The organism is Lysinibacillus sp. NPDC093210 (assembly GCF_044753985.1).
GTDB lineage: Bacteria > Bacillota > Bacilli > Bacillales_A > Planococcaceae > Lysinibacillus.
This window is the reverse complement of record NZ_JBIVOE010000002.1, coordinates 1-23,548: the sequence shown is the minus strand read 5'-3', so window position 1 is coordinate 23,548 and position 23,548 is coordinate 1. Positions and strand designations below refer to the sequence as shown.

25 protein-coding genes are annotated in these 23,548 nt (G+C 38.1%); 21 read left to right on the top strand and 4 right to left on the bottom strand.

Going from position 1 to position 23,548, the window contains the following annotated elements; genetic code table 11:
- Positions 1 to 92 precede the first annotated feature (92 nt).
- The 3 genes from greA (at position 93) to mtnN (ending at position 2,227) form a co-directional block, all read left to right on the top strand.
- Entirely contained in the window at positions 93 to 581 is a 489-nt protein-coding gene (greA, locus tag ACIP9C_RS05725) for a transcription elongation factor GreA (protein WP_401009201.1), read from the top strand.
- A gap of 108 nt (positions 582 to 689) precedes the next feature.
- Positions 690 to 1,334 carry a YrrS family protein gene (locus tag ACIP9C_RS05720; RefSeq protein ID WP_401009200.1) on the top strand — a complete coding sequence of 215 codons (645 nt, stop codon included), beginning with the start codon at positions 690 to 692 and terminating at the stop codon, positions 1,332 to 1,334.
- A 200-nt stretch (positions 1,335 to 1,534) separates the two neighbouring features.
- Positions 1,535 to 2,227 carry a 5'-methylthioadenosine/S-adenosylhomocysteine nucleosidase gene (mtnN, locus tag ACIP9C_RS05715; RefSeq protein ID WP_401009199.1) on the top strand — a complete coding sequence of 231 codons (693 nt, stop codon included), beginning with the start codon at positions 1,535 to 1,537 and terminating at the stop codon, positions 2,225 to 2,227.
- Positions 2,228 to 2,592: 365 nt separating this feature from the next.
- Here the strand turns inward: mtnN and sigK are convergent, their stop codons facing one another.
- Positions 2,593 to 3,300: an RNA polymerase sporulation sigma factor SigK gene (sigK, locus tag ACIP9C_RS05710; RefSeq protein ID WP_340823529.1), complete on the bottom strand. Its 708-nt coding sequence runs from the start codon at positions 3,298 to 3,300 to the stop codon at positions 2,593 to 2,595.
- Between the two features lie 87 nt (positions 3,301 to 3,387).
- Entirely contained in the window at positions 3,388 to 3,888 is a 501-nt protein-coding gene (gene pssA, locus ACIP9C_RS05705; protein WP_173477657.1) for a CDP-diacylglycerol--serine O-phosphatidyltransferase, read from the bottom strand.
- Between the two features lie 136 nt (positions 3,889 to 4,024).
- Here pssA and ACIP9C_RS05700 point away from each other — a divergent pair, with 136 nt between their 5' ends.
- The 12 genes from ACIP9C_RS05700 to ACIP9C_RS05645 all read left to right on the top strand — a co-directional run bounded on the left by ACIP9C_RS05700 (position 4,025) and on the right by ACIP9C_RS05645 (position 13,668).
- The gene (locus ACIP9C_RS05700; RefSeq protein ID WP_401009198.1) at positions 4,025 to 4,807 is read left to right on the top strand and encodes a phosphatidylserine decarboxylase; all 783 of its coding nucleotides are present in this window, start codon (positions 4,025 to 4,027) and stop codon (positions 4,805 to 4,807) included.
- Positions 4,808 to 4,843: 36 nt separating this feature from the next.
- The gene (locus tag ACIP9C_RS05695; protein WP_172772137.1) at positions 4,844 to 5,365 is read left to right on the top strand and encodes a YqeG family HAD IIIA-type phosphatase; all 522 of its coding nucleotides are present in this window, start codon (positions 4,844 to 4,846) and stop codon (positions 5,363 to 5,365) included.
- Positions 5,362 to 6,465 carry a ribosome biogenesis GTPase YqeH gene (gene yqeH / locus ACIP9C_RS05690; RefSeq protein WP_401009197.1) on the top strand — a complete coding sequence of 368 codons (1,104 nt, stop codon included), beginning with the start codon at positions 5,362 to 5,364 and terminating at the stop codon, positions 6,463 to 6,465. The genes ACIP9C_RS05695 and yqeH overlap by 4 nt, the downstream gene beginning before the upstream one ends.
- Before the next feature lie 32 nt (positions 6,466 to 6,497).
- Positions 6,498 to 7,328 (top strand): shikimate dehydrogenase, encoded by an 831-nt coding sequence (gene aroE, locus ACIP9C_RS05685; protein WP_401009196.1) that lies wholly within the window; start codon positions 6,498 to 6,500, stop codon positions 7,326 to 7,328.
- 5 nt (positions 7,329 to 7,333) lie between these two features.
- A complete protein-coding gene (yhbY, locus tag ACIP9C_RS05680) occupies positions 7,334 to 7,636 on the top strand; it encodes a ribosome assembly RNA-binding protein YhbY (protein WP_139860444.1) in 303 nt (100 codons plus the stop codon).
- A 9-nt stretch (positions 7,637 to 7,645) separates the two neighbouring features.
- The gene (locus ACIP9C_RS05675; RefSeq protein WP_401009195.1) at positions 7,646 to 8,236 is read left to right on the top strand and encodes a nicotinate-nucleotide adenylyltransferase; all 591 of its coding nucleotides are present in this window, start codon (positions 7,646 to 7,648) and stop codon (positions 8,234 to 8,236) included.
- Entirely contained in the window at positions 8,205 to 8,777 is a 573-nt protein-coding gene (yqeK, locus tag ACIP9C_RS05670) for a bis(5'-nucleosyl)-tetraphosphatase (symmetrical) YqeK (RefSeq protein WP_401009194.1), read from the top strand. The genes ACIP9C_RS05675 and yqeK overlap by 32 nt, the downstream gene beginning before the upstream one ends.
- Positions 8,774 to 9,118: a ribosome silencing factor gene (gene rsfS, locus ACIP9C_RS05665; RefSeq protein ID WP_340823538.1), complete on the top strand. Its 345-nt coding sequence runs from the start codon at positions 8,774 to 8,776 to the stop codon at positions 9,116 to 9,118. Before yqeK ends, rsfS begins: the two co-directional genes overlap by 4 nt.
- Positions 9,119 to 9,859 (top strand): class I SAM-dependent DNA methyltransferase, encoded by a 741-nt coding sequence (locus ACIP9C_RS05660; protein WP_401009193.1) that lies wholly within the window; start codon positions 9,119 to 9,121, stop codon positions 9,857 to 9,859.
- Positions 9,860 to 10,053: 194 nt separating this feature from the next.
- Positions 10,054 to 10,692: a helix-hairpin-helix domain-containing protein gene (locus ACIP9C_RS05655; RefSeq protein WP_401009192.1), complete on the top strand. Its 639-nt coding sequence runs from the start codon at positions 10,054 to 10,056 to the stop codon at positions 10,690 to 10,692.
- Between the two features lie 121 nt (positions 10,693 to 10,813).
- Positions 10,814 to 11,383, top strand: a complete 570-nt coding sequence (locus ACIP9C_RS05650; RefSeq protein WP_401009191.1) for a ComE operon protein 2 — start codon at positions 10,814 to 10,816, stop codon at positions 11,381 to 11,383.
- A gap of 35 nt (positions 11,384 to 11,418) precedes the next feature.
- Entirely contained in the window at positions 11,419 to 13,668 is a 2,250-nt protein-coding gene (locus tag ACIP9C_RS05645; RefSeq protein ID WP_401009190.1) for a DNA internalization-related competence protein ComEC/Rec2, read from the top strand.
- A 32-nt stretch (positions 13,669 to 13,700) separates the two neighbouring features.
- Here the strand turns inward: ACIP9C_RS05645 and ACIP9C_RS05640 are convergent, their stop codons facing one another.
- Positions 13,701 to 13,838, bottom strand: coding sequence for a YqzM family protein (locus tag ACIP9C_RS05640; RefSeq protein ID WP_340826450.1), 138 nt, complete (start codon positions 13,836 to 13,838; stop codon positions 13,701 to 13,703).
- A 169-nt stretch (positions 13,839 to 14,007) separates the two neighbouring features.
- Between ACIP9C_RS05640 and holA the strand changes: the two genes are divergently transcribed.
- Together holA and ACIP9C_RS05630 are read left to right on the top strand one after the other, a co-directional pair.
- Positions 14,008 to 15,018 (top strand): DNA polymerase III subunit delta, encoded by a 1,011-nt coding sequence (holA, locus tag ACIP9C_RS05635; RefSeq protein WP_401009189.1) that lies wholly within the window; start codon positions 14,008 to 14,010, stop codon positions 15,016 to 15,018.
- A gap of 57 nt (positions 15,019 to 15,075) precedes the next feature.
- Complete coding sequence (locus ACIP9C_RS05630) at positions 15,076 to 16,110, top strand: acyltransferase (protein ID WP_401009188.1); 1,035 nt, start codon at positions 15,076 to 15,078, stop codon at positions 16,108 to 16,110.
- A 207-nt stretch (positions 16,111 to 16,317) separates the two neighbouring features.
- On the opposite strand, the gene rpsT is transcribed toward ACIP9C_RS05630, so the two are convergent.
- Entirely contained in the window at positions 16,318 to 16,566 is a 249-nt protein-coding gene (rpsT, locus tag ACIP9C_RS05625; RefSeq protein ID WP_172772128.1) for a 30S ribosomal protein S20, read from the bottom strand.
- A 163-nt stretch (positions 16,567 to 16,729) separates the two neighbouring features.
- Here rpsT and gpr point away from each other — a divergent pair, with 163 nt between their 5' ends.
- From gpr to lepA, 4 genes are all read left to right on the top strand, one after another.
- Entirely contained in the window at positions 16,730 to 17,746 is a 1,017-nt protein-coding gene (gpr, locus tag ACIP9C_RS05620; RefSeq protein WP_401009187.1) for a GPR endopeptidase, read from the top strand.
- 51 nt (positions 17,747 to 17,797) lie between these two features.
- On the top strand, positions 17,798 to 18,640 hold the full coding sequence (spoIIP, locus tag ACIP9C_RS05615) for a stage II sporulation protein P (RefSeq protein ID WP_401009186.1): 843 nt from the start codon (positions 17,798 to 17,800) through the stop codon (positions 18,638 to 18,640).
- 601 nt (positions 18,641 to 19,241) lie between these two features.
- Positions 19,242 to 21,125 carry an acyltransferase family protein gene (locus tag ACIP9C_RS05610; RefSeq protein WP_401009185.1) on the top strand — a complete coding sequence of 628 codons (1,884 nt, stop codon included), beginning with the start codon at positions 19,242 to 19,244 and terminating at the stop codon, positions 21,123 to 21,125.
- Between the two features lie 547 nt (positions 21,126 to 21,672).
- Positions 21,673 to 23,499 (top strand): translation elongation factor 4, encoded by a 1,827-nt coding sequence (gene lepA / locus ACIP9C_RS05605; protein ID WP_401009184.1) that lies wholly within the window; start codon positions 21,673 to 21,675, stop codon positions 23,497 to 23,499.
- Positions 23,500 to 23,548 lie beyond the last annotated feature (49 nt).

Here is a 23,548-nt window from a genome sequence, read left to right as displayed (position 1 = left end):
ATTAAAAATAATAAAATTCGATTAAATGCACTTTCTAAAGCATTTGGTCGAGTTTTATGTTTTTATATTGATGAAATAAGGAGTGAAGTACTTTGTCAAATGAAAAACAGTACCCAATGACAGCAGAGGGTAAACGAAAATTAGAAGAAGAATTAGTGAAATTAGAAACAGAAACACGTAAAGAAATCGTAGAGCGTATTAAAATCGCACGCGACTTCGGTGACCTTTCTGAAAACGCTGAGTACGATTCAGCAAAAGAAGAACAAGCCTTTTTAGAGGGCCGCATTTCTACATTAAAATCAATGATTCGTAACGCAGTTATTATTTCTGAAGATGAAACAGACAACAGTGTAGTTTCACTTGGGAAAACGGTTACATTCGTAGAAATTATTAATGGTAAACCATCTTCTGATAAAGAATCTTATACAATCGTAGGTTCAGCAGAGGCAGATCCAATGGAATTCAGAATCTCGAACGAATCACCAATTGCAAAAGGCTTACTTGGAAAAGCAGAAGGTGAAGAAGTAGTTGTACAAACACCTGGTGGCGAAATGAAAGTGAAAATTCTTTCAATTAAATAATCACTGATGTACAAGCAGTTAGCTTTTCTTACTAAGAGAAGCTAGCTGTTTTTATTTTGCAAGCGCTATGGAAATTGATAAAATATTGGCTAGAGAGGGGGAGACTTCATGAGTGAACGAAAAACACGAAGCAGTCGTCATTTGCAGCCATCTCGCAATAAAAAGCTAGATAAAATGTTGAATGTTTTAATTGGTATTGTCATTATACTGATTGTTATAACGGCAACGTATGTGTTTAAATGGCAGGATGACGAACAAGAAACTGTTAAAGAGGACCCAGTTCAGGAGCAAAAGAACGATGAGGGCGAGAAGGAACCTCTGAAAGAGGAAGACGTCGTTGGGAAAGATGAACAGTCTAAAGACGAAGAACAGCCTAAAGAGGAAGAACAACAGCCAGAACAAAATACGGCTGAAGAGACGACGTCAGACGATCCGATTGTTGACCGCGTTGTGACAGATAAAAACTGGAAACCAACGCCTACAACGCAAACTGGAGCGCATGTATCGTCGTATGATGACCAATCTGTCGATTGGGCAGAAAAAATCGCTACCATTACAGCTGTTACAGGTATTACAAATGATAATATGATTGTTTGGCGCTTACAAAATAATGGTGGTGCAAATAAAGCAATCGCAACAGTTTCTACGAAAGATAAGAGTGAAAAGTATCGTGTCAGTATGGAATGGATCGATAACGAAGGCTGGCTGCCAGTGAAGCTAGAACAGTTAAATACATTAGAAGGTGCCTATTGACGAAAGTAGTTGTTTTGATTATTTTTAAAGATGGTCAAAGAAATACGATTCATTCCTAGCTTTAATGAAAGTGGAACAATCGGTCATAGAAGTATGTGGTGAATATTTTCAATTTTGATTGGATAAAGTTCATCAAAATGCAGATGTAGACTAGGCAGAGACATGATTAGAGTTGAAAGAAGAAGGGAAGTAATGGATTCATGAAAATCGCAGTTATCGGTGCAATGGAAGAGGAAGTAGAGCTGCTACGGGCATCTTTAGAGGATGCTAAAAGTACAACAATTGCTGGCAGTGAGTATACAACAGGGACATATGAAGGAAAAGAAGTAGTTTTATTAAAAAGCGGTATTGGTAAAGTCAATGCAGCAATGTCTACAACAATTTTATTGCATGAATTCAAGCCAGATGTAGTAATTAATACAGGTTCTGCTGGGGGCTACGATGAGGCACTTGAAGTAGGAGCAGTTGTTATTTCTGATGAAGTACGCCATCATGATGTCGATGTGACAATCTTCGGTTATGAAATTGGTCAAATGGCAGGAATGCCTGCAGCTTTCCAATCTGATGCAAAGCTAATGAAAGTAGCTGAAGAGGCTGTAAAAGCTGTAGGTGAACACCAATACGGTATTGGCCTAATTTGCTCAGGTGATGCTTTTATGAATGATCCTGTACGTGTAGAAGCAGTTCGCCAGCATTTTCCACAAATGAAGGCTGTTGAAATGGAAGCGGCAGCGGTTGCGCAAGTGTGCTACCAATTCGGCACACCATTCGTTGTCATTCGTGCATTATCGGATATTGCTGGAAAAGAATCGAACATCAGCTTTGATGAGTTCCTACCAGTGGCTGCTAAGCACTCTACACAAATTGTATTAAAGGCAATTTCGTCTCTATAAATCTACACGAATTAGACAAGATGAACAGTTTAAGAGTGAGAAAAATCACAGTCGTAATTAATCTTCAATGCTACAATGGCATTAATTAATTCTCTTCATAGTTAGAGGGGAGGTATTCATTATGCTATTTTTGACAGCAGGTGTCGTCATCATTACGATGTTAATCGGCACGCTTATTTCGGCGGATCTTACTGAAACGACTCATTAATACTGTATAGAAAGCTCCTTTGTGGCTGTTAAAGCCTAAAGGAGCTTTTTATATGGAACAAGTAACTGCTAAACAAAATAAGCAATTCAATGTAATTTTCGCAAACAAGTGCGGAATATTCTTGATTGAATTTTTATGAATAACACATTACAATAAATTACTCAATAGACTTTTGATCTCTTTTGTAAAATTGATAGAGTTTAATGAGTGCTCGCTTTTCTATGCGAGATACATAACTACGAGAAATGCTCAAGCGGGCAGCAATTTCTTTTTGGGTAAGTGCGTCGTGCTGATTTAATCCATAGCGGAGTGTGACAATTTCAAGCTCTCGTTCATCAAGCATATGCAAATAATGATACAACTGAGCAACATGTTCTTTATGCTCTAACTTTTCTGTTGCACTTTCTTCATCACATTGTAGCAGATCGCGAATTTGCAGCGCATTTCCATCTTTGTCTGTACCGATTGGTTCAAACAGGGATACATCCTTTTGTACTTTTTTCTGTGTCCGTAAGTGCATTAAAATTTCATTTTCAATACAGCGCGCTGCGTACGTAGCAAGACGCGTCTTTTTATCAGGGGTATAGCTTTCAACGGCTTTCATTAGACCGATTGTACCGATGGAAATATAGTCATCGAGTTGCTCATGCTTTGGATGGAATTTTTTTACGACATGTGCAACAAGTCGCATATTGCGCTCGATTAAATCAAGACGCGCTTGCTCATCACCACCTAAAAATCGTTCAATACAAGCAGCTTCCTCTTCTTTAGAAAAGGGTTTATGGAATGTTTGCCCTTTTAAATAACCGAATAACGCAGGAATTTCAAACCATAACTGCAACATAGAAGTAAAAATTCCGCTCATTGAATGATTTCATCCTTTCCCCATTTTTCGACAGTATATGTTAAGAAAAGGCGTTCAATGAAAAAAAGTGCAACAGCAAATGCGCTGTTACACTTTTTTTAACGTGAATGTACTAATCATTAGTAAAGCTAAAATGGGAAGTAGGAAAAGATAAAAAGCTGGGTGGAACGTATTAGACGCAAAATACGTTAATGTTAATAGCGTACCAGCAGCTGTAATCGGTAGTCCTGTGAAATAACCGTTTGCTTCACTAATATTGAAGCGAGCTAATCGCATCGCACCGCAGACGATATAAAGAACGGTCATCATCATGCCCGCGAAACCAAAATCAACTAGGACAACTTCATACATTAATAATGCAGGGGCTACACCAAATGATATAATATCACTCATAGAATCTAATTGCTTACCTAACTCGGATACCTGTCCGAGTGCACGTGCCACTTTCCCATCATAGCGATCGAGAAGAGCAGCAATAAAGATAAACAAGACACTATAGCTATAATATTCATGTAAAGTGGCCATTATGGCCGCGCCACCAAAGGACATATTACTAATTGTTATGAAGTTTGCTGCGTGCGATTTCATTTTCTTAACCGTCGTATCCACCAACTTGTGATAAAAAAACAAGGCGGATCACTCCTTTGCACTTAAGATATTGTACCATTATACTTCGGATGCGAAAAAATTGACAGTCTAATTTAATCGATAGGGGTTTTGCTTTATGAAAGAAAAACTTTACCAACGCTTAATAGAATTAACGAATGGCAAACAATCTTCCCAGCTTTTACAAACTATTGCTAAAGCGAAGTGGAGTAAGCGAATAATTCCAAGCTATATGAAAATATACGATATTAACCTTAAAGAGGTTTCAAAAAAACAACAACAATTTTCAAGTTTACATGATTTTTTTACAAGGGAACTTTTAACAGATGCACGACCAATCGATCAAAATCCTTTTGTTTATACGAGTCCAGTAGATGCAAAAGTGGAATCATTTGGGCGCATTGAATGGGATATGACTTTTCTTGTGAAAGGCAAGCCTTATTCCCTTCAGGATTTACTAGGTAATAAAGACCGCGCTGCACAATATGCCGATGGACATTATATAGTATTTTATTTAAGTCCTGCTGATTATCATCGAATCCATAGCCCGATTGATGGCACAGTATTAAGACAATATACACTTGGACAAACATCTTTCCCTGTCAATCAGCTTGGGCTCACATATGGCAAAAAACCAATTTCTCATAACTATCGTCTTGTAACGGAGTTAAAAGTAGCAAATGACCAGCATGTAGCATTTATTAAAGTTGGTGCTACCTTTGTCAACTCTATTGTGCTGACAAATACAACAGCACATTGGCAAAAAGGTGAGGAAGTCGGTTATTTTTCATTTGGTTCGACAGTGGTCATGCTATTTGAAAAAGATACGATTACATTTACGGACAATGTTGTGCAAGGAAGTCCAATTCGCATGGGTGAAGCCTTTGCAAATATGCTATAATGGTCGAATAATACGTTTAGATTAGGGGTCGCTATTTTGTATAATTTTTTATTACCAGATGAATTTGTCACAAGCATTTTTGAAATTACACCAGAAAAGCTTCAAGAATTAGGCATTAAAGGGATTATTACAGATTTAGATAATACGCTTGTGGAATGGGACCGTGCAGATGCAACGGAAGAGCTTATTATTTGGCTACGTATTATGAAGGAATCGGGTATTCGCGTTATCATCGCGTCGAATAATAAAGAGGCGCGTGTAAAGCATTTTGCTGATCCGCTTAATATTCCGTATATTCATAAAGCAAAAAAGCCACTTCGAAATGCCTTTTATAGTGCCGTAATTCAATTAGGATTACGTCCAAATGAAGTAGTAATGGTAGGAGACCAGCTACTAACAGATGTAATGGGTGCCAATCGTTTAGGACTGCATACTATTTTAGTAAAACCAGTCGCACAATCTGATGGGCTCGTAACAAAATTTAATCGTTTCGTTGAGCGTCGTGTGTTCAATGATTTAAAACGAAAAGGAATAATTACTTGGGAGGAAAAAGAATGAACGAAATGCCAAATTGTATTGGCTGCGGTACGACAATTCAAACAGAAGATAAAACAGCAGTAGGGTACGCACCCCCATCATCATTAGAAAAAGACGTGGTTATTTGCCAACGTTGCTTCCGTTTGAAAAATTACAATGAAATTCAACCTGTGTCATTAACAGATGACGACTTTCTACGTATTTTAAATGGTCTTGGAACACAGCAAGGCTTAATCGTGAAAATCGTTGATATTTTTGACTTCAATGGTAGCTGGTTGCCAGGGCTTCATCGCTTTGTTGGCAAAAATCCAGTGCTATTAGTTGCGAATAAAGCTGATTTACTGCCAAAATCAGTGAAGCCTAAAAAGGTTATCAACTGGCTCAAACGTGAAGCAAAGGCACTTGGCCTACAACCAATTGATGTGCTTTTAGTTAGCGCGCATAAAGGACAAGGGATGACTGAGGCGATGGAAGCGATTGACGAGTATCGCAAAGGCCAAAACGTTTACGTAGTAGGTTGTACAAATGTTGGGAAGTCCACGTTTATTAACCGCGTTATTAAGCAAGCTACAGGTGAAGGCGAAGTTATTACAACTTCTCATTTCCCAGGAACTACATTGGATATGATTGAAATTCCACTCGATGATGGTAGTGCATTATATGATACCCCTGGGATTATTAATCACCACCAAATGGCGCATTACATTGATGCGAGTGAATTAAAATATATTATGCCCAAAAAAGAAATTAAGCCGAAAGTGTATCAGCAAAATGCAGGTCAATCATTATTCATTGGAGCACTAGCACGTTTTGATTTTATTCAAGGTGAACGTTCTGCATTTACAATACATGTGGCAAATGATCTGCCAATCCACCGTACGAAGTTAGAAAAGGCAGATGCTTTATACGCTGAGCATAAGGGCGAATTACTTGCACCACCGACTGCAAACTTTATTGGCAAGCTACCTGAATTAATCCGTCATGAGTTTTCAATCAAAGAAGCAAAAACAGATGTCGTCTTTTCAGGGCTTGGTTGGATTACGGTACAGCATGCTAACGTAGTTATTGCTGCTTATGCCCCAAAAGGTGTACAAGTTTCAATTCGTCCATCACTCATTTAACCATTAGTAAAGAAGAGAAGAGGAACTAGGACATGAAGAAGTGGTTTGCAGTAATTGGTGACCCGATTGAGCATTCAAAATCACCGGCCATGCATAATGTTTGGTTTGAAGAAATGGCGATCGATGCAACATATATTCCAGTACATGTGACACCAAATCAGTTAGAAGCGGCGGTTGCTGGTTTTAAAACATTAGGTGCAAGTGGTTGGAATGTTACTATCCCCCATAAGACAGCAATCATTCCTTATTTAGATGAGTTAGATCAGTTAGCAGAAAAAATGGGTGCGGTAAATACTGTTGTACGTACAAAAGATGGTAAGTTAAAAGGATACAATACAGATGGGCTTGGTTTTGTTCGCTCGTTGGAAGAGGCTGTAGGCAAGTCCCATAAAGAAAAGCCAGTGCTTCTTATCGGAGCAGGAGGGGCAGCTCGTGGCATAGCCTTTGCGATGCAACAACAAGGCTATACGAATTTAACGATTGCCAATCGTACAGTTGCCAATGCTCAGGCAATTATCGATGAACTTGGAACAGGTCGAGCGATTTCATTAGCGCAAGCTGAAGAAGCGTTGGCTGACTATGGCATTTTAGTACAAATGACGTCAGCGGGACTTGTTGCGGGTGATTTTTCAATGCCATTTTCACTGAATCGACTAATGAAAGGCGCAATTGTTGCAGATATTGTGTATAATCCATTAATGACGCCTTTTTTACAAGCGGCTGAGGAAAAAGGTGCAACTGTAGTAACTGGTCTTGGCATGTTCGTACATCAAGGTGCGATTGCGTTCCAATACTGGCTCGACGAATATCCAAAAACAAATTCAATGATTGCGCGACTGAAGGCGCAATTAGGAGGACAATAATTTTTATGTTAACAGGTAAACAAAAGCGTTTTTTACGTGCAGAAGCACATCATTTAACACCGATTTTCCAAGTAGGAAAAGGCGGCGTGAATGACGAAATGACAAAGCAAATTCGTGAAGCATTAGAAGTACGTGAGCTAATTAAAGTGCGTATTTTAGATAACTGTGAAGATGACAAGCAAGAAGTGGCAGAAGCTCTTGCAAAAGGTGCACATGCTGAGCTTGTTCAATTAATCGGATTAACAGTTGTTTTATATAAAGAATCACGTAACAACAAAAAAATTGTGTTACCAAAAGTAGCGAAATAAGGTGAAACGATGAAGAAGGTCGGTTTACTTGGAGGTACGTTTAATCCACCACATATCGGACACCTAATGATGGCAAACGAAGTATTTCATGCATTGGAATTAGATGAGGTACGTTTTTTGCCGAATGCATTACCACCTCATAAACAAGCTCCTCATGATGCGAGTGATGCGAAACGATTAGAAATGGTTGAGCGTGCTATTCAACCATATCCGCATTTTCGTGTGGAGTCGTATGAGGTTGATAAGGGAGGCGTATCCTATTCATATAACACACTTGCTGCATTATGTGATAGAGAGCCGACTGTAAAATTTTACTTTATCATTGGTGGGGATATGATTGATTCACTCCATACGTGGTATCGTATTGATGAGCTAGTGAAGCTCGTTCAATTCGTCGGCGTAAAGCGTCCAAGTACAGAGGCGCGTACGGAGTATCCTGTCTTGATGGTGGAAGTACCGCAAATCGATTTATCGTCTACACTGATTCGTGAACGCCTTGCCACTGGTAGAACGGTAACCTTTTTACTGCCAGAAGCGGTAGAGACGTTTATACGAGAGGAAGGTCTTTATGGAACGCGAACAGTATTTAGCAGCGATTAAACCACGTATGCCTGAAAAGCGTTATATCCATACACTAGGTGTAATGGAAACAGCCATCACGTTAGCAAAAATCTATGGTGAGAACGAGAAGAAAGCTGAAACAGCAGCCATTCTCCATGACATTGCAAAGTATGCAGAGGTCGAATGGATGGAGCGTATCGTTCAAAACGAAAAATTAGATCAACAACTGATTGGCTGGGGCAGTGAATTACTACATGGTCCAGTTGGGGCATATATTGCTGAAAATGAATTTGGCATTACGGATGAAGATATATTAAATGCTATTCGTTTTCATACGACAGGACGCGTAGCAATGAGTCGTTTAGAAAAAATACTTTTTGTCGCAGATATGATTGAACCGAATCGAAACTTTGAAGGTGTTGAAAACCTGCGAAAAAAAGCTCGAAAAAATTTAGATAAGGCAATGAGTGCCTGTATACGCCATACATTAGCGTTTTTAATTGATACAAAGCAGGCAATTTACCCATTATCTATAGCATGTTATAACGATATGATGAAAAGAGAGGAAAGTGAAGGATGACTTCAACTTTATTACAAGCAGCTTACAAAGCAATCGACGACAAACATGGTGAGGACATTGTCGTTTTAAATATGCAAGGAATTTCACTATTAGCAGATTACTTCATCATTGCACACGGGAACTCAGATCGCCAAGTACAAGCGATTGCACGTGAATTACAAGATGTAGCAGTCAAAGAGGGGCATGAAATTCGTCGCGTGGAAGGCTTCGATGGCGCGCGATGGATTTTAGTAGACCTTGGTGATGTTGTAGCACACGTATTCCACAAGGATGAGCGTGCTTACTATAACTTAGAGCGTCTATGGGGCGATGCACCACAATTAGACGTACCAGAGGCGTAAGTGAGTAGCTACGAACGTTTTGCTCATGTATACGATGAGCTCCAAACTGATATTCCGTATAGTAGCTATGTGGAATGGATTGAGCAATATGCACCGAGCAAACATTTCCCGAAGCTTTTAGATATTGGCTGTGGCACCGGTGTTCTTGGCCTTATGTTAGCCAATGCTGGCTATAGTGTAAATGGCATCGATTTGTCAGACGATATGCTCGCTGTAGCGGCAGAGCGTTTTACAGATGCGGGTCTACAAGTACCGCTATTCTGTATGTCGATGCATGAATTAGATGGCTTTGAGGCACTGGATGTTATAACAATTGCAATTGATTCGCTTAACTATGTTGTGGAACAAGCAGATGTTTATTCGACGCTAGAACGTATTTTCCATGCTTTACGTGAAGGTGGTCAACTGTTTTTTGATGTCCATTCATTATTTAAAATGGATGAGATTTTTTTAGGCGGACCATTTACGTATGATGATGGAGATATAAGCTATGTATGGCATACAGAGCCTGGCGATTATGAACATTCTGTTGTTCATCAAATGACGTTTTATGTACGAGAAGCAGCGAGTAATTTGTACGAACGTTTTGATGAGGAGCATTTCCAGCGCACATTCCCAATTGAGCAATATATGACATGGCTTCGTGAAATTGGCTTTACAGATGTAGAAGTTACAGCAGATTTTACAGATGAAGCACCTGAATACGAAAGCGAACGCATTTTTATTCGTGCAGTGAAATAAAAAAGCAAAAGTGACTCAAAAAAGTTCGGTATTATACCGAACTTTTTTTATTTAAATATAACTTTTTGGACACGTAGCGCACGAACAAATCACTTTTTGAAATATAGCATCAATCTACTTTTCAACACGAGAACGATAGTATATGATGAGAATGACTCCATATGATTGCCTTTTGCATAGAAAGGATGGTTTGTATGATCCAATCTTTATGGCAAAAGTATAGAAAAAGTATGTTGCTCCCTAGCATACTTGTAATCTGTGGACTTTGTTACTTCTTTTTTTCGAGTTTTGACTCTTCACCTCCCCAAGAAGAGCTCATCGAAACAATCCAACTTACAGAACAACCAGCATTAACAGAACCTGCAGAAGAAGCGGTCTTACAGCAGGTATTTATTGATATAAAGGGCGCTGTATTGCATCCAGGTGTTTATGAGCTAAATTCTGACCAACGAATTATCGACGCTATCCAGCTTGCTGGAGGTTATAGCGAAGATGCTGATACTCGACTTATTAATCATGCCCAAAAGGTACAAGATGAAATGGTTATATATATACCTGTAAAAGGTGAGCAGCTTGATGAAGTGATGGTCAGTTTTAATAATGCCACCTTTGCTGCTGGAAGCCAAACGTCAACGAATGATAAGGTGAATGTCAACAAGGCAGATAATACGGAACTGACAACATTAGCAGGTATTGGCCCGTCAAAGGCGCAAAGCATTATTGCGTATCGTGAGGAAAACGGAGGCTTTCAAACAATTGAGGATATAAAAAAGGTGACTGGTATCGGCGAAAAAACATTTGAAATGCTTAAAGATTCAATTACTGTCAACTAATTGGTTAATATAGTGCGAAGTTGACGACTCTTTTCGAAAAGGGCTACACTATAGTAGAAAAGTGACTGGGACAGTGATGCACAGTCCATAAACAATGATAGTAAATTTTGGAGGTAGTCATATGGAGCGTATTACTTGGGATCAATTTTTCATGGCACAAAGCCATTTACTCGCGTTACGTAGTACTTGTACAAGACTGGCAGTTGGAGCGACGGTCGTACGTGATAAGAGAATTATAGCAGGAGGATATAACGGTTCGATTACAGGTGATGAACATTGTATTGAAGAAGGTTGCTATGTCGTTGATAATCATTGTGTACGTACCGTGCATGCAGAGATGAATGCACTCCTACAATGCGCAAAATACGGAACGCCGACAAAAGGGGCAGACCTTTATGTTACACATTTCCCTTGTCTACCATGTACAAAATCAATTATTCAAGCAGGAATTGAAAGAGTCTATTATGCAACGGACTATAAAAACAATTCATATGCGCAAGAATTATTTGAAAAAGCAGGCGTAGAGGTATTGCATGTACCTTTTGATGAACGCAAAATTGACTTTTTAAGAAATGAAAAATTGGCTTTGTACATAGATATGCTTAATGAGTTACGTGAAAGTGGCGTGCCTGCTGAAAAATTACTCCCTTATGAACAGAAGGTGAGTGCATTATTTGGCAAAATTCAATAAAGCATAAATGGATATATGTAGCACTTGCTGTACTTGTGGCCTCACTAGCAGCACACAAGTCAGCTTGGCTACTTGCTAGTTTACTAATAGTAGCAACTTGGCTTACTTTAAAAGGCGAAACATTTATCATCTCCGCACTCGTAGTAGGTGCTGGACTTCTTTCTTTCTTCTTTATTACAACAATTCGATTGACGGAACCTTCCCCTTTACCGTCAACTTTTCAATTAACATGGACGAGCGATTATAAAATTAATGGACAACATCTTAGTGGATTTGCGAGAACGGAAACAGGTGAAAAACTTTATGTCATGTATACGTTATCCTCAGAGCTTGAAAAGCATTTTTTTGAAGCCACATCAATTACAGGCTTTACCTATGTCGTTCAAGGAGAACTTGTAGCACCAAATCCCCCTGCACATACTTACGCTTTTTCATTTGAGAAATATTTAGTGAGCAAAGGTGCAAGGGGCATATTTGAAGTGAAGAGTTGGAGGTTAATGTCAAAGAAAAAAACAATTAGCTCTGTTCTTTCTAAGTATAGATTTCACCTAAAAAAGCATATTGAGACTTCCTTTCCACCATCGCTTATCGCAGAGGCACAGGCGCTGCTTATTGGTTTACGAGATATGGATGATGACCTCCAACGAGCATATCAAAAGCTCGGCATCACGCATTTATTTGCGATTTCCGGCTTACATGTAGCGCTTGTATCATGGTTGTTTTATGAGGGATTATTACGATGGGGGATTCGCAAAGAAATGGCCATAATTATCTTGCTCATCCTGTTACCTGTTTATGGTGTTCTAGCGGGTGGAGCACCTTCAGTAATCCGTGCAGTTTCTATTGTGGAACTGATCATGTTGTTGCGCTTTACGAGGTGGGATATATCAGTTGATGATGCACTAGCCATCAGCTTTATTAGCTTTGTCTTACTAGAGCCAGGTGTTATTTTTCAAATTGGCTTTCAGCTATCCTATTTAGCAACAGCTAGTCTTATATACTCGAGGGGTATCTTTCAGGACAGGAATTGGTTACACAAATCATTTTTAATCACATTTGTATGCCAACTGCTTGTTTATCCGCTATTACTTTATTATTTTTATGAATTATCAATATCTTCGTTTTTAGCAAATATTATCTTTGTACCATTATTCTCATTTATAATTCTACCTATAAATTTTTTGATGCTTATCGCCACATTCCTCTCAATGCCTTTAGCAAAGCTAGTATTTAACGTATATGAGCCAATGCGTAATTGGCTAACGGAGGCAATCTTGTTTTTACAAGCTTTGCCATTACAACTATGGTCGCCGGGGAAACCTGCCTTCTGGCTAGTATGCATAGCCTTTGTCAGCGTGCTTTTTAGTTTATATTTTTTAGAAGCAAAGCACTATTGCAAAGTAGCCATTGTCCTTCTTATTCCTGCTTTTTGTATACATCTTGCGCCTATATTATATAAGGAAACAAAGATTACGTTTTTGAATGTAGGTCAGGGTGATTGTACAATCATTGAATTGCCGTTTAGAAGGGCCGTATACGTGGTTGATGCAGGCGGTGTACTTCGGTTTAGGCAAGAGCCTTGGAAGGTCTCAAACAGCCCCTATGAGGTTGGTAGACAGGTTGTTGTACCGTTTTTAAAAGGAAAAGGTATTCGGGAGGTGGATATTTTGATTTTGACGCATCCAGATGCCGACCATGTAGAGGGAGCAGAAGAAGTGCTTGAGGAGATAACGATGCGTGAAATTCATGTAACACCAGGCTCATTAAATACACCTGCGATGCAAGATTTATTAGCGGAAGCAACGAAACAAAAAGTACCAGTGAAGGAAAAGATGGAAGGTACATCATGGCATGTAGGTTCTACAAGTTTTCACTATTTATCACCCCGCGATACGCATTATGAAGGCAATGACGATTCCATTGTATTATTTATACAGCAGCAATCGTTTCATGCATTGTTAACTGGTGATTTAGAAGAAGCTGGAGAACGTCAGCTGATAAAGCTATATGGCCAACAACTAGCAAACATTACGCTATTAAAAGCAGGTCATCACGGTAGTAAAACATCAAGTATAGAGCCATTTGTAGAGCTTCTACAGCCTTCATTAACGGTTTTTAGTGCAGGACGTAATAATCGCTATCAACATCCACATGACATTGTAGTCGAGCGTTTTAAGAAGCGTCGATTAGCGACAAAAACGACCAGTATAGATGGCACAATCGAAGTCACTATTTATCGTGATAAATGGATTGTTCGTACAGAAAAAGACCTTGTCCGAAACTGAACAAGGTCTTTTCCATTGGTATAAGAGGTAGATTACATGCTTGCGTAGTCTACTATTACTGCGATGATGAACATAATAGTGAAGACCCCAAATGATACGCCGAAACCAACGCCTGAATCGATAGCATCGTTACGTTTGCATTGTATATTATTACCTTCAAATGGATTCATTGTCATCCCTCCAATTCTGTTACTAATTATAAGACATCGTTTTCATAAAAGCTATATCGAAAAGATGAATTCCCAACTGTGGCAAGGAATGGACACAATTTAGCTCAAAGTCACAACCGAAACTAAATCATGTATACTAGTAGTATTGCTATATGGAGGTAAAAATATTATGATTTCAACGGTTTGGAACAAAATAAAAAAAGGTGAGCTTTCGCCAGTGTATTTGATTATTGGTGAAGAAAGCTATTTTATAGATGAAACTGTAAAACGTTTAAAGGAAGCACTAGGAAATGAAGAAGAAATTGAAATGAGCACTTTTGATTTGGAAGAGTTGCCGGTTGATGTCGTTATAGATGAGGCGGATACAATCCCGTTTTTTTCAGAACGGAAGCTTGTAATTGCTAAAAATGCGTCATTTTTAAAAGCAACTGAAAAAGGTAAGGAAAAAATAGATCACGATGTTAAACGATTAGAATCATGGCTTGCAAACCCTTCAGATTTTTCGGTTACGGTTTTTATTGCCCCATATGAAAAGCTGGATGAACGAAAAAAAGTGACAAAAATGATGAAAGAGCATGCGTTTATTGTCCAAGCAGAAACACCGAAAGAACAAGATTTAGCAGTGTGGATTCAAGGGCTTGTAAAAGCACAGGGTAATACAATTACTCAAAGTGCTATTGAGCAGCTTGTCTCAATGGTTGGATCGAATATGCTACAACTTCAGATGGAAGTTGAAAAACTTGCATTATACGTAGGTGATGGTGGGGAAATTACAACGATGCTAGTGGAGGATTTAGTAGCGAAAACACTAGAACAAGATGCCTTTAAAATGTTAAACGCGTATTTGGCACACGACCCAGTAGCAGCATTGACAATTTACCATGATTTATTGCGCCAAAAACAGGAGCCAATTATGCTTGTCGGTCTTCTTGCCTCAAATGTGCGAACGATGTCGAATGTTTTTTACTTGCTGAAAAAAGGCTACCATCCACAGCAAATTGCAAAAAATTTAAAAATCCACCCTTACCGTGTAAAGCTAATGGTCGAACAGCGCAACCGTCCATCTGAAGAGAGCTTATTGAAGGCTTTGTACCAATTGGCTGAGGTCGATTTACAGTTAAAAACAGCTGGTGGAAACCGCGAGCGTTATTTAGAACTATTTTTACTGCGCAAACTGTAAAAAATGTTTACTAGTTGGGCATGAATGGTTGTATAATGTCGTGGGGGGTTTTTGAACGTGCAAACACGAATTCAGTACATGGATAGCCTACGTGCTATTGCAATTATAGGCGTACTATTTTTACATGCTGCGACTCCTTATGTCGTACTTTATGACAAAATATCTAGTTTTGATTGGCAAACAGGCATTGTGTTCAATGCTTTGTCGCGATGGTGTGTACCCATTTTTTTAATGATTAGTGGGGCACTTTTACTTGGACGTAAGGAAGAATCTATAAGCACCTTTTTTAAAAAGCGTGCCAATAAAATTTTACTACCTTTCATTGCTTGGTCGATTATTTATTATGCATGGGCAACATATATGTGGAATCCAGGGTATTCGTTAAAAGAATTTCTAATCATGTTTTTTAATGATCAGATATACTATCATTTGTGGTATTTTTATGCGCTTATCGGTATTTATCTACTAGCGCCAGTTTTTAATATTTTCGTTAATCATGCCTCCAAACAAATGATAGGCTATGTGATTGTTCTGTGGATGTTATTTTATGGGGTATTCCGTTATTTTTCATATATCGTGAGTAATGAATTTACATTATTTTTCCCTTTAAGTGAGTACATCGGCTTTTTTTTACTAGGCTACTATTTAGCGAAATTTGAGCTATCGAAAAAATGGCGTGTCGGAATTTACATGTTAGGGATAATTGGTGCGCTTGAAACGATTTGGAGCACAAATGCGTTGACAGAGCAACAAGGACAATTTTCAGGCTATGCATTTTCGTATTCCAGCCCTAATGTTATTGCGATGAGTGTTGCACTTTTTGTTTTTGTAAAATATTGGGTAAGTCGTAAAGTAACAAGAGGAAGCTATGAAACAAGTGGGATAGTCAAGCTAATTGGACAAACAAGTTTTGGTGTTTACTTAGTACATGCGATGATTCTAGATAAAGTCCGTCCGCACTTTTTTGAAGGAAATGAGCTCTTTGTAAAGCCCCTTATGGCGATTCCGTTACAAGTTGTAATCATTTTGGTGCTATCTACAATTATCGTGTGGATGATACAGAAAATACCATTGTTAAAAAGGTTGATTTAGTAAGAAAAATCGAACACATAAACGAATGTTTCTAAACGTTTATAAATCCGCTTGGCTTTTTAGCGGGTGAGTAAGACACGAATGTTTCGTGCTTTTACTTATCTCGCAGTAGCAAGGCGGATTTTATTTGTATATTATTATTGATAAAAAATTAGAAATGAAAAAAGACCAGTTCCTCCTAAGAGTAAACTGATCCTTAATAAACACTTACGCTTTTTTAGCTAGGCGAGACTTTTTACGAGCCGCCGCGTTTTTGTGGATAAGTCCTTTTGAAGCTGCTTTATCTAAAGATTTGTAAGCTGCTTGTAAAAGTTCTTGTGCGTTTTCAGCGTTTGCAGCAACAGCGTTTTCAGCTTTTTTCACTGTAGTACGCATTGCAGATTTAGCTTGAGTGTTAGCAGCGTTAGCTTTTTCGTTAACTTTTACGCGTTTAATCGCAGATTTAATGTTTGGCATATCTTTCACCTCCTAAAATAGGTACGAGATGATATCTTCTCATTGATTTCTTGTGTCAATACAACAAAAATCATTTTAACAAACGCTAGGCTAAATTGCAATAGATAAATGCAAAGAATATTTACTTGACAGTTTGAACAAACTACAAATTGAGGTGAACTGAATGCAAAACTTAAATTGGCAGCGTACTGATTTAATTGATGAATCTGAAGAGGTAGTTTTACATCAAACGAAGGAACAAAAAGATACACTTGAACATTCAAGTGGAGTTCAAATTGAAGACAAAACAGCAGGGCGTGTGAAAATTACCGATGTCCAAGTAAATGCTGAGGGCGAAAAACAAATAGGCAAAAAGGAGGGGAAATATATAACCCTTTCCGTCCCAACGCTTACTTTAGAGGATGAAGATGGATTCGAACAGCTTGAGAAAGCATTGTTGGAAAATTTTAAAACTATGCATGAATCAATTTCCTGGAAGGAAGATGACAAAATATTAATTATAGGTCTTGGCAATAGAACGATTACGCCGGATGCCATTGGACCTTATGTTATTGATCACTTGCATAGTCTAGAGCAAATCGATGACAAATTTGTTATGTATGCACCTGGGGTAACAGGACAAACAGGATATGAAACAGGCGAATTTGTAGCAGCCTTGGCAGAGCGCCTGCAACCAAAATTAATCATAGTAGTAGATGCACTCGCAACGAGAGCAAGTGATCGATTATGTAAAACAATTCAACTTACAGATACAGGTATTCACCCTGGATCAGGTGTCGGCAATCAACGCAAGGAAATTTCTTATGAGATGCTCGGTATCCCGGTTACGGCTATCGGAATTCCAACAGTCGTAGACGCACCAGTTTTAATTGCTGATGCAGTAGAGGTGATGCTACGCTCTATCGCTGCGCGTGTTGCGGAACGTGGAAAGCCTTCTTCTAAATTATCCTTATCTTCTTGGCGACCAGACATTAATAAAGAACTTGATATGTCCCTTGTGACACCGATTTTTGGTGAATGGGCAACATGGACAAAAGAGGAGCGTCAACAGCTTTTTGAAGAGACATTTGCTGCTTCCCATGCACAGTTAATGGTTACACCAAAAGAAGCAGATTATTGGATAGATAAGTATGCAACAATCATTTCAACTATGCTTATGAATTGGGCAAACGATCTATAAAATCATCGTTCTAAAAGACACATCCCCTCCATACGATAAGTGGAGGAGGGTGTGACTTTGCTAAAAAAACTACAATGGTCAATTGGTCTATTATTGTTCTTTTTCGTATTACCAGTCATTGCTGGGCAACTTCCGTTCAACAAGCAAGCATCGACTCCGATCAAGCAGCCAGAGGATAAACAAGTCGTGTTTGCCGCTACTAATTTGCCTGAACAAACAGCACTAGAGTTGACAAAAGAGCAGACGGAAGAACAGGATCCTTTTAAAGTATTATTGTTATTTACGCATTCACAAGAAGCCTATCAACCAATGGTGAAAGCGGTAAGCGGGAAAGCAGACGTTTATGATGAGAAGACAAATATTTATAACTTACAAGGTGCGATTGCCAAGCATTTTAGCATGAACGGTATACAGACAGATGTATTAGATGTTGATGTCATGAAGGTAATGAAATCTGAAGGCAAAACCTTTCCACAAGCATACAACACAGTACGTCCATATTTAGCAAATCGTTTACAGGAACAATCTTATAATTTAGTGATCGATTTGCATCGAGATTCTGCCAAGCGTGATACGACAACTATTACACATAACAATGAAAGTTACGCACGTATTGCCATTGTTGTGGGGGCAGAACATAAAAATTACAGATGGAATACTGCTTATGCAGAAAGTCTCTCTGCTGCTATGAATGAAATTGTACCAAAGGTTTCAAGAGGGGTTATATCTAAAAGTGGTGACAATGTAGATGGTCGTTACAATCAAGATTTAGCCAAAGAAATGATTTTAATTGAATTAGGTGGAATAGATAATACAGAAGAAGAATTAAATCGTACAATTGCTTTAATTGGAAAAGCAATTGCTAAAAGCTTTGTGACTGAATCAAAAAGTTAAAAGCGAGCATCTTGTCATTCTATATTTTAGAAACATTCGAGATAGCTAGTTTTTAATGAAATAATCATATCCATGCGATGCCTTCGTCGTTGTCACTGTTATGAAAATGAGTTGATGTAATCCATGTAGGGGAATGAATGGTAAGTGAGGGTGACTATTGAAAAAATTACCTAAATTTTTTTGTTTCAGAGGTCTTTCAATTGTTTTTACCTTGCATTATACTTTTCAAGTCAGCTCATACGCCTTATTGAATCGGGCTATTTTCGATGGTGTACATCAATGGAAAAAACCGCTTCAAAAGCATCTACCATTATGGGCAGATGCTTTTTTTCGTTGGTTAATATTACGAATTTTCATGTAAAGTAAAGTAATTTATACATACATTTGTAGTTTTTTGGGTATTTATACAAATCACGGAGATAAAAAAATTCTCAGTGAAAATTTTTTTGTTTTAGAAAATGGTTAACCTTTTTAGGTAGCTCATTCGTCTTTAATAATAGTAATGGAAATGATAGAAAAGGGGCAGAGGCTAGGCATCATACACACAATTTTTAAAACTAAATAATGTTAAAAGGGTTTTACATTTATTGGAGGAAACAGTATGTTAGGCAAGACATTGAATCATCGTTACATCCCTGGATTAGATGGGATTAGAGCATTAGCAGTACTAGCTGTAATTGCTTATCATTTTAACTTTCGATGGGCCAGTGGAGGATTCCTCGGAGTTGATATATTTTTTGTATTATCAGGTTACTTAATCACCTCAACGATTTTACCGATGCAAGGTGAGCAATTAACAATCAATTTGCGTAAATTTTGGATTGGACGCTTTCGCCGCCTAGTTCCAGCTGCATATGTCATGATAATGACCACTTTCGTGTGGGTAATGTTATTTCATAAAGAGCTTTTAAATACTTTGCGAGGAGATGCCCTATCCTCCATTTTTTATTCTAGTAATTGGTGGTTTATTTATCACAAACTATCTTATTTTGATAGTTTTGGGTCGCCTTCCCCTTTGAAAAATTTATGGTCTTTAGCAATTGAGGAACAATTTTATGTTATTTGGCCAATTGTATTAATCATTGGATTGTCTATATTTAAAAAACAAAGTAAATTTTCTAACATTATTTTTATTGGCGCAATTTGTTCAGCATTACTCATGGCTTTCCTATTTCAGCCTGGAGCTGATCCAAGCCGTATTTATTATGGAACAGATACACGTTCATTTGAATTACTAATCGGTTGTTGGCTTGCCTTCATCTGGCCGATGAAAAGACTTTCTACTAAAAAGCTTTCTGCAAAGCATGTTTATGAGCTCAATAGTATAGGCGTAATCACCTTTATTATTTTTATTGCCTGTATTTTGTATGTAGATGAATACCAAGCATTTTTATATAGGGGCGGCATGTTCCTATTTTGTATGAATGCTGCGTTATTAATTGCCTGTGTTTGTCATCCAGCTAGTTTCTTAGGGAAACTACTCTCATGGAAACCACTTTGCTGGATTGGTTCTAGATCATATGGAATTTATCTTTGGCATTATCCAATTATAGTGCTAACTACTCCTGTTCATGAAATAGGAAATCCAGTATATTGGCGTGTCGCTTTCCAGCTAGTGTTTATAATAGTCGTCGCAGAATTATCGTATCGTTTTATTGAAATGCCGATTCGTAAACAAGGATTCCAAACATATTTCCGTAAATATTTGGTCTTCAATCCGAGCAAGTGGCAAAATTTTTCCATTGCAAGAAAAATAGCAACTGCTGTTATTCCGCTATTCATTTTAGTGTTTTTTACTGGTATTACAGGGGTAGTAGGGGAAGCACAACAGGATACAAAGGAGAATTATCCTACAAATATTAAAATAAATGGGGAAGAACAGCATTCTGCTAAAGATACGCAAGAAAAAAATAACACCAAGGAAGAAGTAGGTACGTCTGTGGAAAATAACGACGAAACGTCTCAATCAGAAAAAGACAAGCCGAGTGAAAATCCTATAAAAGAACCGTATAAAGAACTATTAGCTATAGGGGATTCGGTTATGATTGATATTGCTACGCGTTTACATACGCTATACCCTAACATTACAATCGATGGGAAAATCGGGAGACAAGTTTCACAAGCAGTAAAATTGGTTCCTAGTTACAATCGTTTTAATCAGCCAGATAAAGCGGTCATTATTCAACTAGGCACAAATGGTTATTTTACAAATGACCAGATTGATAATCTCCTTGGGGCGTTCTCGCAAGCTCAAATTTACTTAGTGAATACACGTGTACCACGTCCATGGGAAACAAATGTCAATAATGCTCTAGCAAATAAAGCGCATGAGTATCACAATATTACATTAATTGATTGGCATTCAACGGCACTTAACCACCCAGAATATTTTGCTCCGGACGGCGTACATTTAGAACCTAAAGGGGTGGAAGCTTTATCTAACCTTATTCAGCAAGCAATCGATGCTCATATGAATGATGTTTAATAAAATGCCAATTTAGCCTCCATTTATCTACTTCAACGTTGATGTAGAATAACTTTCGGGTAATGATAAGATACAAAGAGACCAGCAGCTTAAAATTAGTTGCTGGTCTCTCTTTTGTTTTAAATATAAAATCATAGAGATTTTTGCAAACATTTTCCACTCACTAATGTAAGCGAATAGTAACAAAATAAAGAGTAGGTTTAGAAAGCATCTGCAAAAAAATGCAGGTGCTTTTTTTGATAGTGTCTATTCACTCACAAGTATATGCGTACGAAAATGACATTTTTGCATAGACCTCACGTTTCCAAAACATAAATGACAATGACCAATGTTGTACACACACTCGCCATATTTTTTGTGCTCCTTATAGAGAGCCATTTTTAGCTTAATTGCCTCAATATGGTGCTTTTTTATGCATTGATTCGCAGAAAATAACAAACATAAATAAGAGTAACCATTGATTTAACAGCATTTATGCCGTTCTAATGTTGTGGTTTGTATATGGTTCATAGTATAATTCATTATAGTTTAATTAGGAGTGGAAGAGATGAACCGAGAAGCACGATTAAAAAGACAAGAGAATATTCGAAATTTCTCTATTATTGCACATATTGACCACGGGAAATCAACGCTTGCTGACCGTATTTTAGAGCAAACGAAATCATTGACATCCCGTGAAATGAAAGCACAGCTACTCGACTCAATGGATTTAGAGCGTGAGCGAGGCATAACAATTAAGTTAAATGCAGTCCAATTAAAATATGAAGCCAAAAATGGCGAAGTGTATACATTCCATTTAATCGACACACCAGGACATGTCGATTTCACATATGAAGTATCACGTAGTTTAGCTGCTTGTGAGGGCGCTATTTTAGTTGTGGATGCAGCACAAGGCATCGAAGCGCAAACGCTGGCTAACGTTTACCTAGCACTTGATAACGACCTAGAAATCTTACCAGTTATTAATAAAATTGACTTACCTGCGGCAGATCCAGAGCGTGTCCGTCAAGAAGTCGAAGACGTAATCGGTTTAGATGCTTCTGAAGCGGTATTAGCATCTGCAAAAGCTGGTATCGGAATTGAAGATATTTTAGAGCAAATTGTTGAAAAGGTTCCTGCACCAACAGGTGATCCAGAAGCACCATTACAAGCACTTATTTTTGACTCAGTCTATGATGCCTATAAAGGTGTTATCATTTCTATTCGAATTATGAGTGGTACTGTTAAACCGGGCGATAAAATTCGCATGATGGCGACAGGTGCTGAATTTGATGTAATTGAAGTCGGCGTACATACTCCGAAAAGTGTACCGCAAGAGGAGCTAACGGTTGGTGATGTTGGCTACTTAACAGCGTCTATTAAAAACGTTGGTGATACTCGAGTTGGTGATACTGTAACATTTGCTAATCGTCCAGCGACAGAGCCATTAGCAGGTTATCGCCGTTTAAATCCAATGGTGTACTGTGGCTTATACCCAATTGATACTGCCAAATATAATGATTTACGTGATGCATTAGAAAAATTAGAACTGAACGACTCGGCATTACAATATGAACCTGAAACATCGCAAGCGCTTGGCTTCGGTTTCCGTTGCGGCTTCTTAGGACTACTTCATATGGAAATCATTCAGGAACGTATTGAACGTGAATTTAACATTGATTTAATTACGACAGCACCATCAGTAATTTACGATGTTTACATGACAGATGGTACGTCACTTAAAGTTGACAACCCATCATTCATGCCAGACCCACAAAAAATTGATCGTGTAGAAGAGCCATATGTTAAAGCGACGATTATGGTACCAAATGATTATGTAGGTGCGGTAATGGAGCTTTGCCAAATTAAACGTGGTAATTTCATGACGATGGATTATATTGATACTTCACGTGTCAGCATCATTTATGAAATGCCATTATCTGAAATCGTTTATGACTTTTTCGATTATTTAAAATCAAATACAAAAGGCTATGCATCATTTGACTATGAGCTTATCGGTTATCAGCCTTCAAAACTAGTGAAGATGGATATCCTATTAAATGCTGAGCAAGTCGATGCACTAAGCTTTATCGTTCACCGTGACTTTGCTTACGAGCGTGGGAAAGTAATTGTAGAAAAACTAAAAGAATTAATTCCACGTCAACAATTCGAAGTGCCAATTCAAGCAGCAATTGGTCAAAAAATTGTAGCTCGTTCAACGATTAAAGCGATGCGTAAAAACGTTTTAGCAAAATGTTACGGAGGGGATATTTCCCGTAAACGTAAACTTCTTGATAAACAAAAAGAAGGTAAAAAACGTATGAAACAAGTCGGTTCAGTCGAAGTACCACAAGAAGCGTTCATGGCTGTACTGAAGATGGATGATTCGAAGTAACTCAGTAGTGGTAAGGGTTTATAACGTATTTTGATAATTTATTATAGGG

Bases quoted from the DNA above. Each gene is read 5' to 3' on its own strand.
- rsfS (WP_340823538.1), top strand. From the start codon at position 8,774: ATGACTTCAACTTTATTACAAGCAGCTTACAAAGCAATCGACGACAAA.
- ACIP9C_RS05610 (WP_401009185.1), top strand. From the start codon at position 19,242: ATGTTAGGCAAGACATTGAATCATCGTTACATCCCTGGATTAGATGGG.
- ACIP9C_RS05675 (WP_401009195.1), top strand. From the start codon at position 7,646: ATGAAGAAGGTCGGTTTACTTGGAGGTACGTTTAATCCACCACATATC.
- gpr (WP_401009187.1), top strand. From the start codon at position 16,730: ATGCAAAACTTAAATTGGCAGCGTACTGATTTAATTGATGAATCTGAA.
- aroE (WP_401009196.1), top strand. From the start codon at position 6,498: ATGAAGAAGTGGTTTGCAGTAATTGGTGACCCGATTGAGCATTCAAAA.
- lepA (WP_401009184.1), top strand. From the start codon at position 21,673: ATGAACCGAGAAGCACGATTAAAAAGACAAGAGAATATTCGAAATTTC.
- sigK (WP_340823529.1), bottom strand. From the start codon at position 3,300: ATGAGCGGAATTTTTACTTCTATGTTGCAGTTATGGTTTGAAATTCCT.
- ACIP9C_RS05720 (WP_401009200.1), top strand. From the start codon at position 690: ATGAGTGAACGAAAAACACGAAGCAGTCGTCATTTGCAGCCATCTCGC.
- rpsT (WP_172772128.1), bottom strand. From the start codon at position 16,566: ATGCCAAACATTAAATCTGCGATTAAACGCGTAAAAGTTAACGAAAAA.
- pssA (WP_173477657.1), bottom strand. From the start codon at position 3,888: ATGAAATCGCACGCAGCAAACTTCATAACAATTAGTAATATGTCCTTT.
- yhbY (WP_139860444.1), top strand. From the start codon at position 7,334: ATGTTAACAGGTAAACAAAAGCGTTTTTTACGTGCAGAAGCACATCAT.
- holA (WP_401009189.1), top strand. From the start codon at position 14,008: ATGATTTCAACGGTTTGGAACAAAATAAAAAAAGGTGAGCTTTCGCCA.
- ACIP9C_RS05700 (WP_401009198.1), top strand. From the start codon at position 4,025: ATGAAAGAAAAACTTTACCAACGCTTAATAGAATTAACGAATGGCAAA.
- yqeH (WP_401009197.1), top strand. From the start codon at position 5,362: ATGAACGAAATGCCAAATTGTATTGGCTGCGGTACGACAATTCAAACA.
- ACIP9C_RS05650 (WP_401009191.1), top strand. From the start codon at position 10,814: ATGGAGCGTATTACTTGGGATCAATTTTTCATGGCACAAAGCCATTTA.
- yqeK (WP_401009194.1), top strand. From the start codon at position 8,205: ATGGAACGCGAACAGTATTTAGCAGCGATTAAACCACGTATGCCTGAA.
- mtnN (WP_401009199.1), top strand. From the start codon at position 1,535: ATGAAAATCGCAGTTATCGGTGCAATGGAAGAGGAAGTAGAGCTGCTA.
- ACIP9C_RS05655 (WP_401009192.1), top strand. From the start codon at position 10,054: ATGATCCAATCTTTATGGCAAAAGTATAGAAAAAGTATGTTGCTCCCT.
- ACIP9C_RS05640 (WP_340826450.1), bottom strand. From the start codon at position 13,838: ATGAATCCATTTGAAGGTAATAATATACAATGCAAACGTAACGATGCT.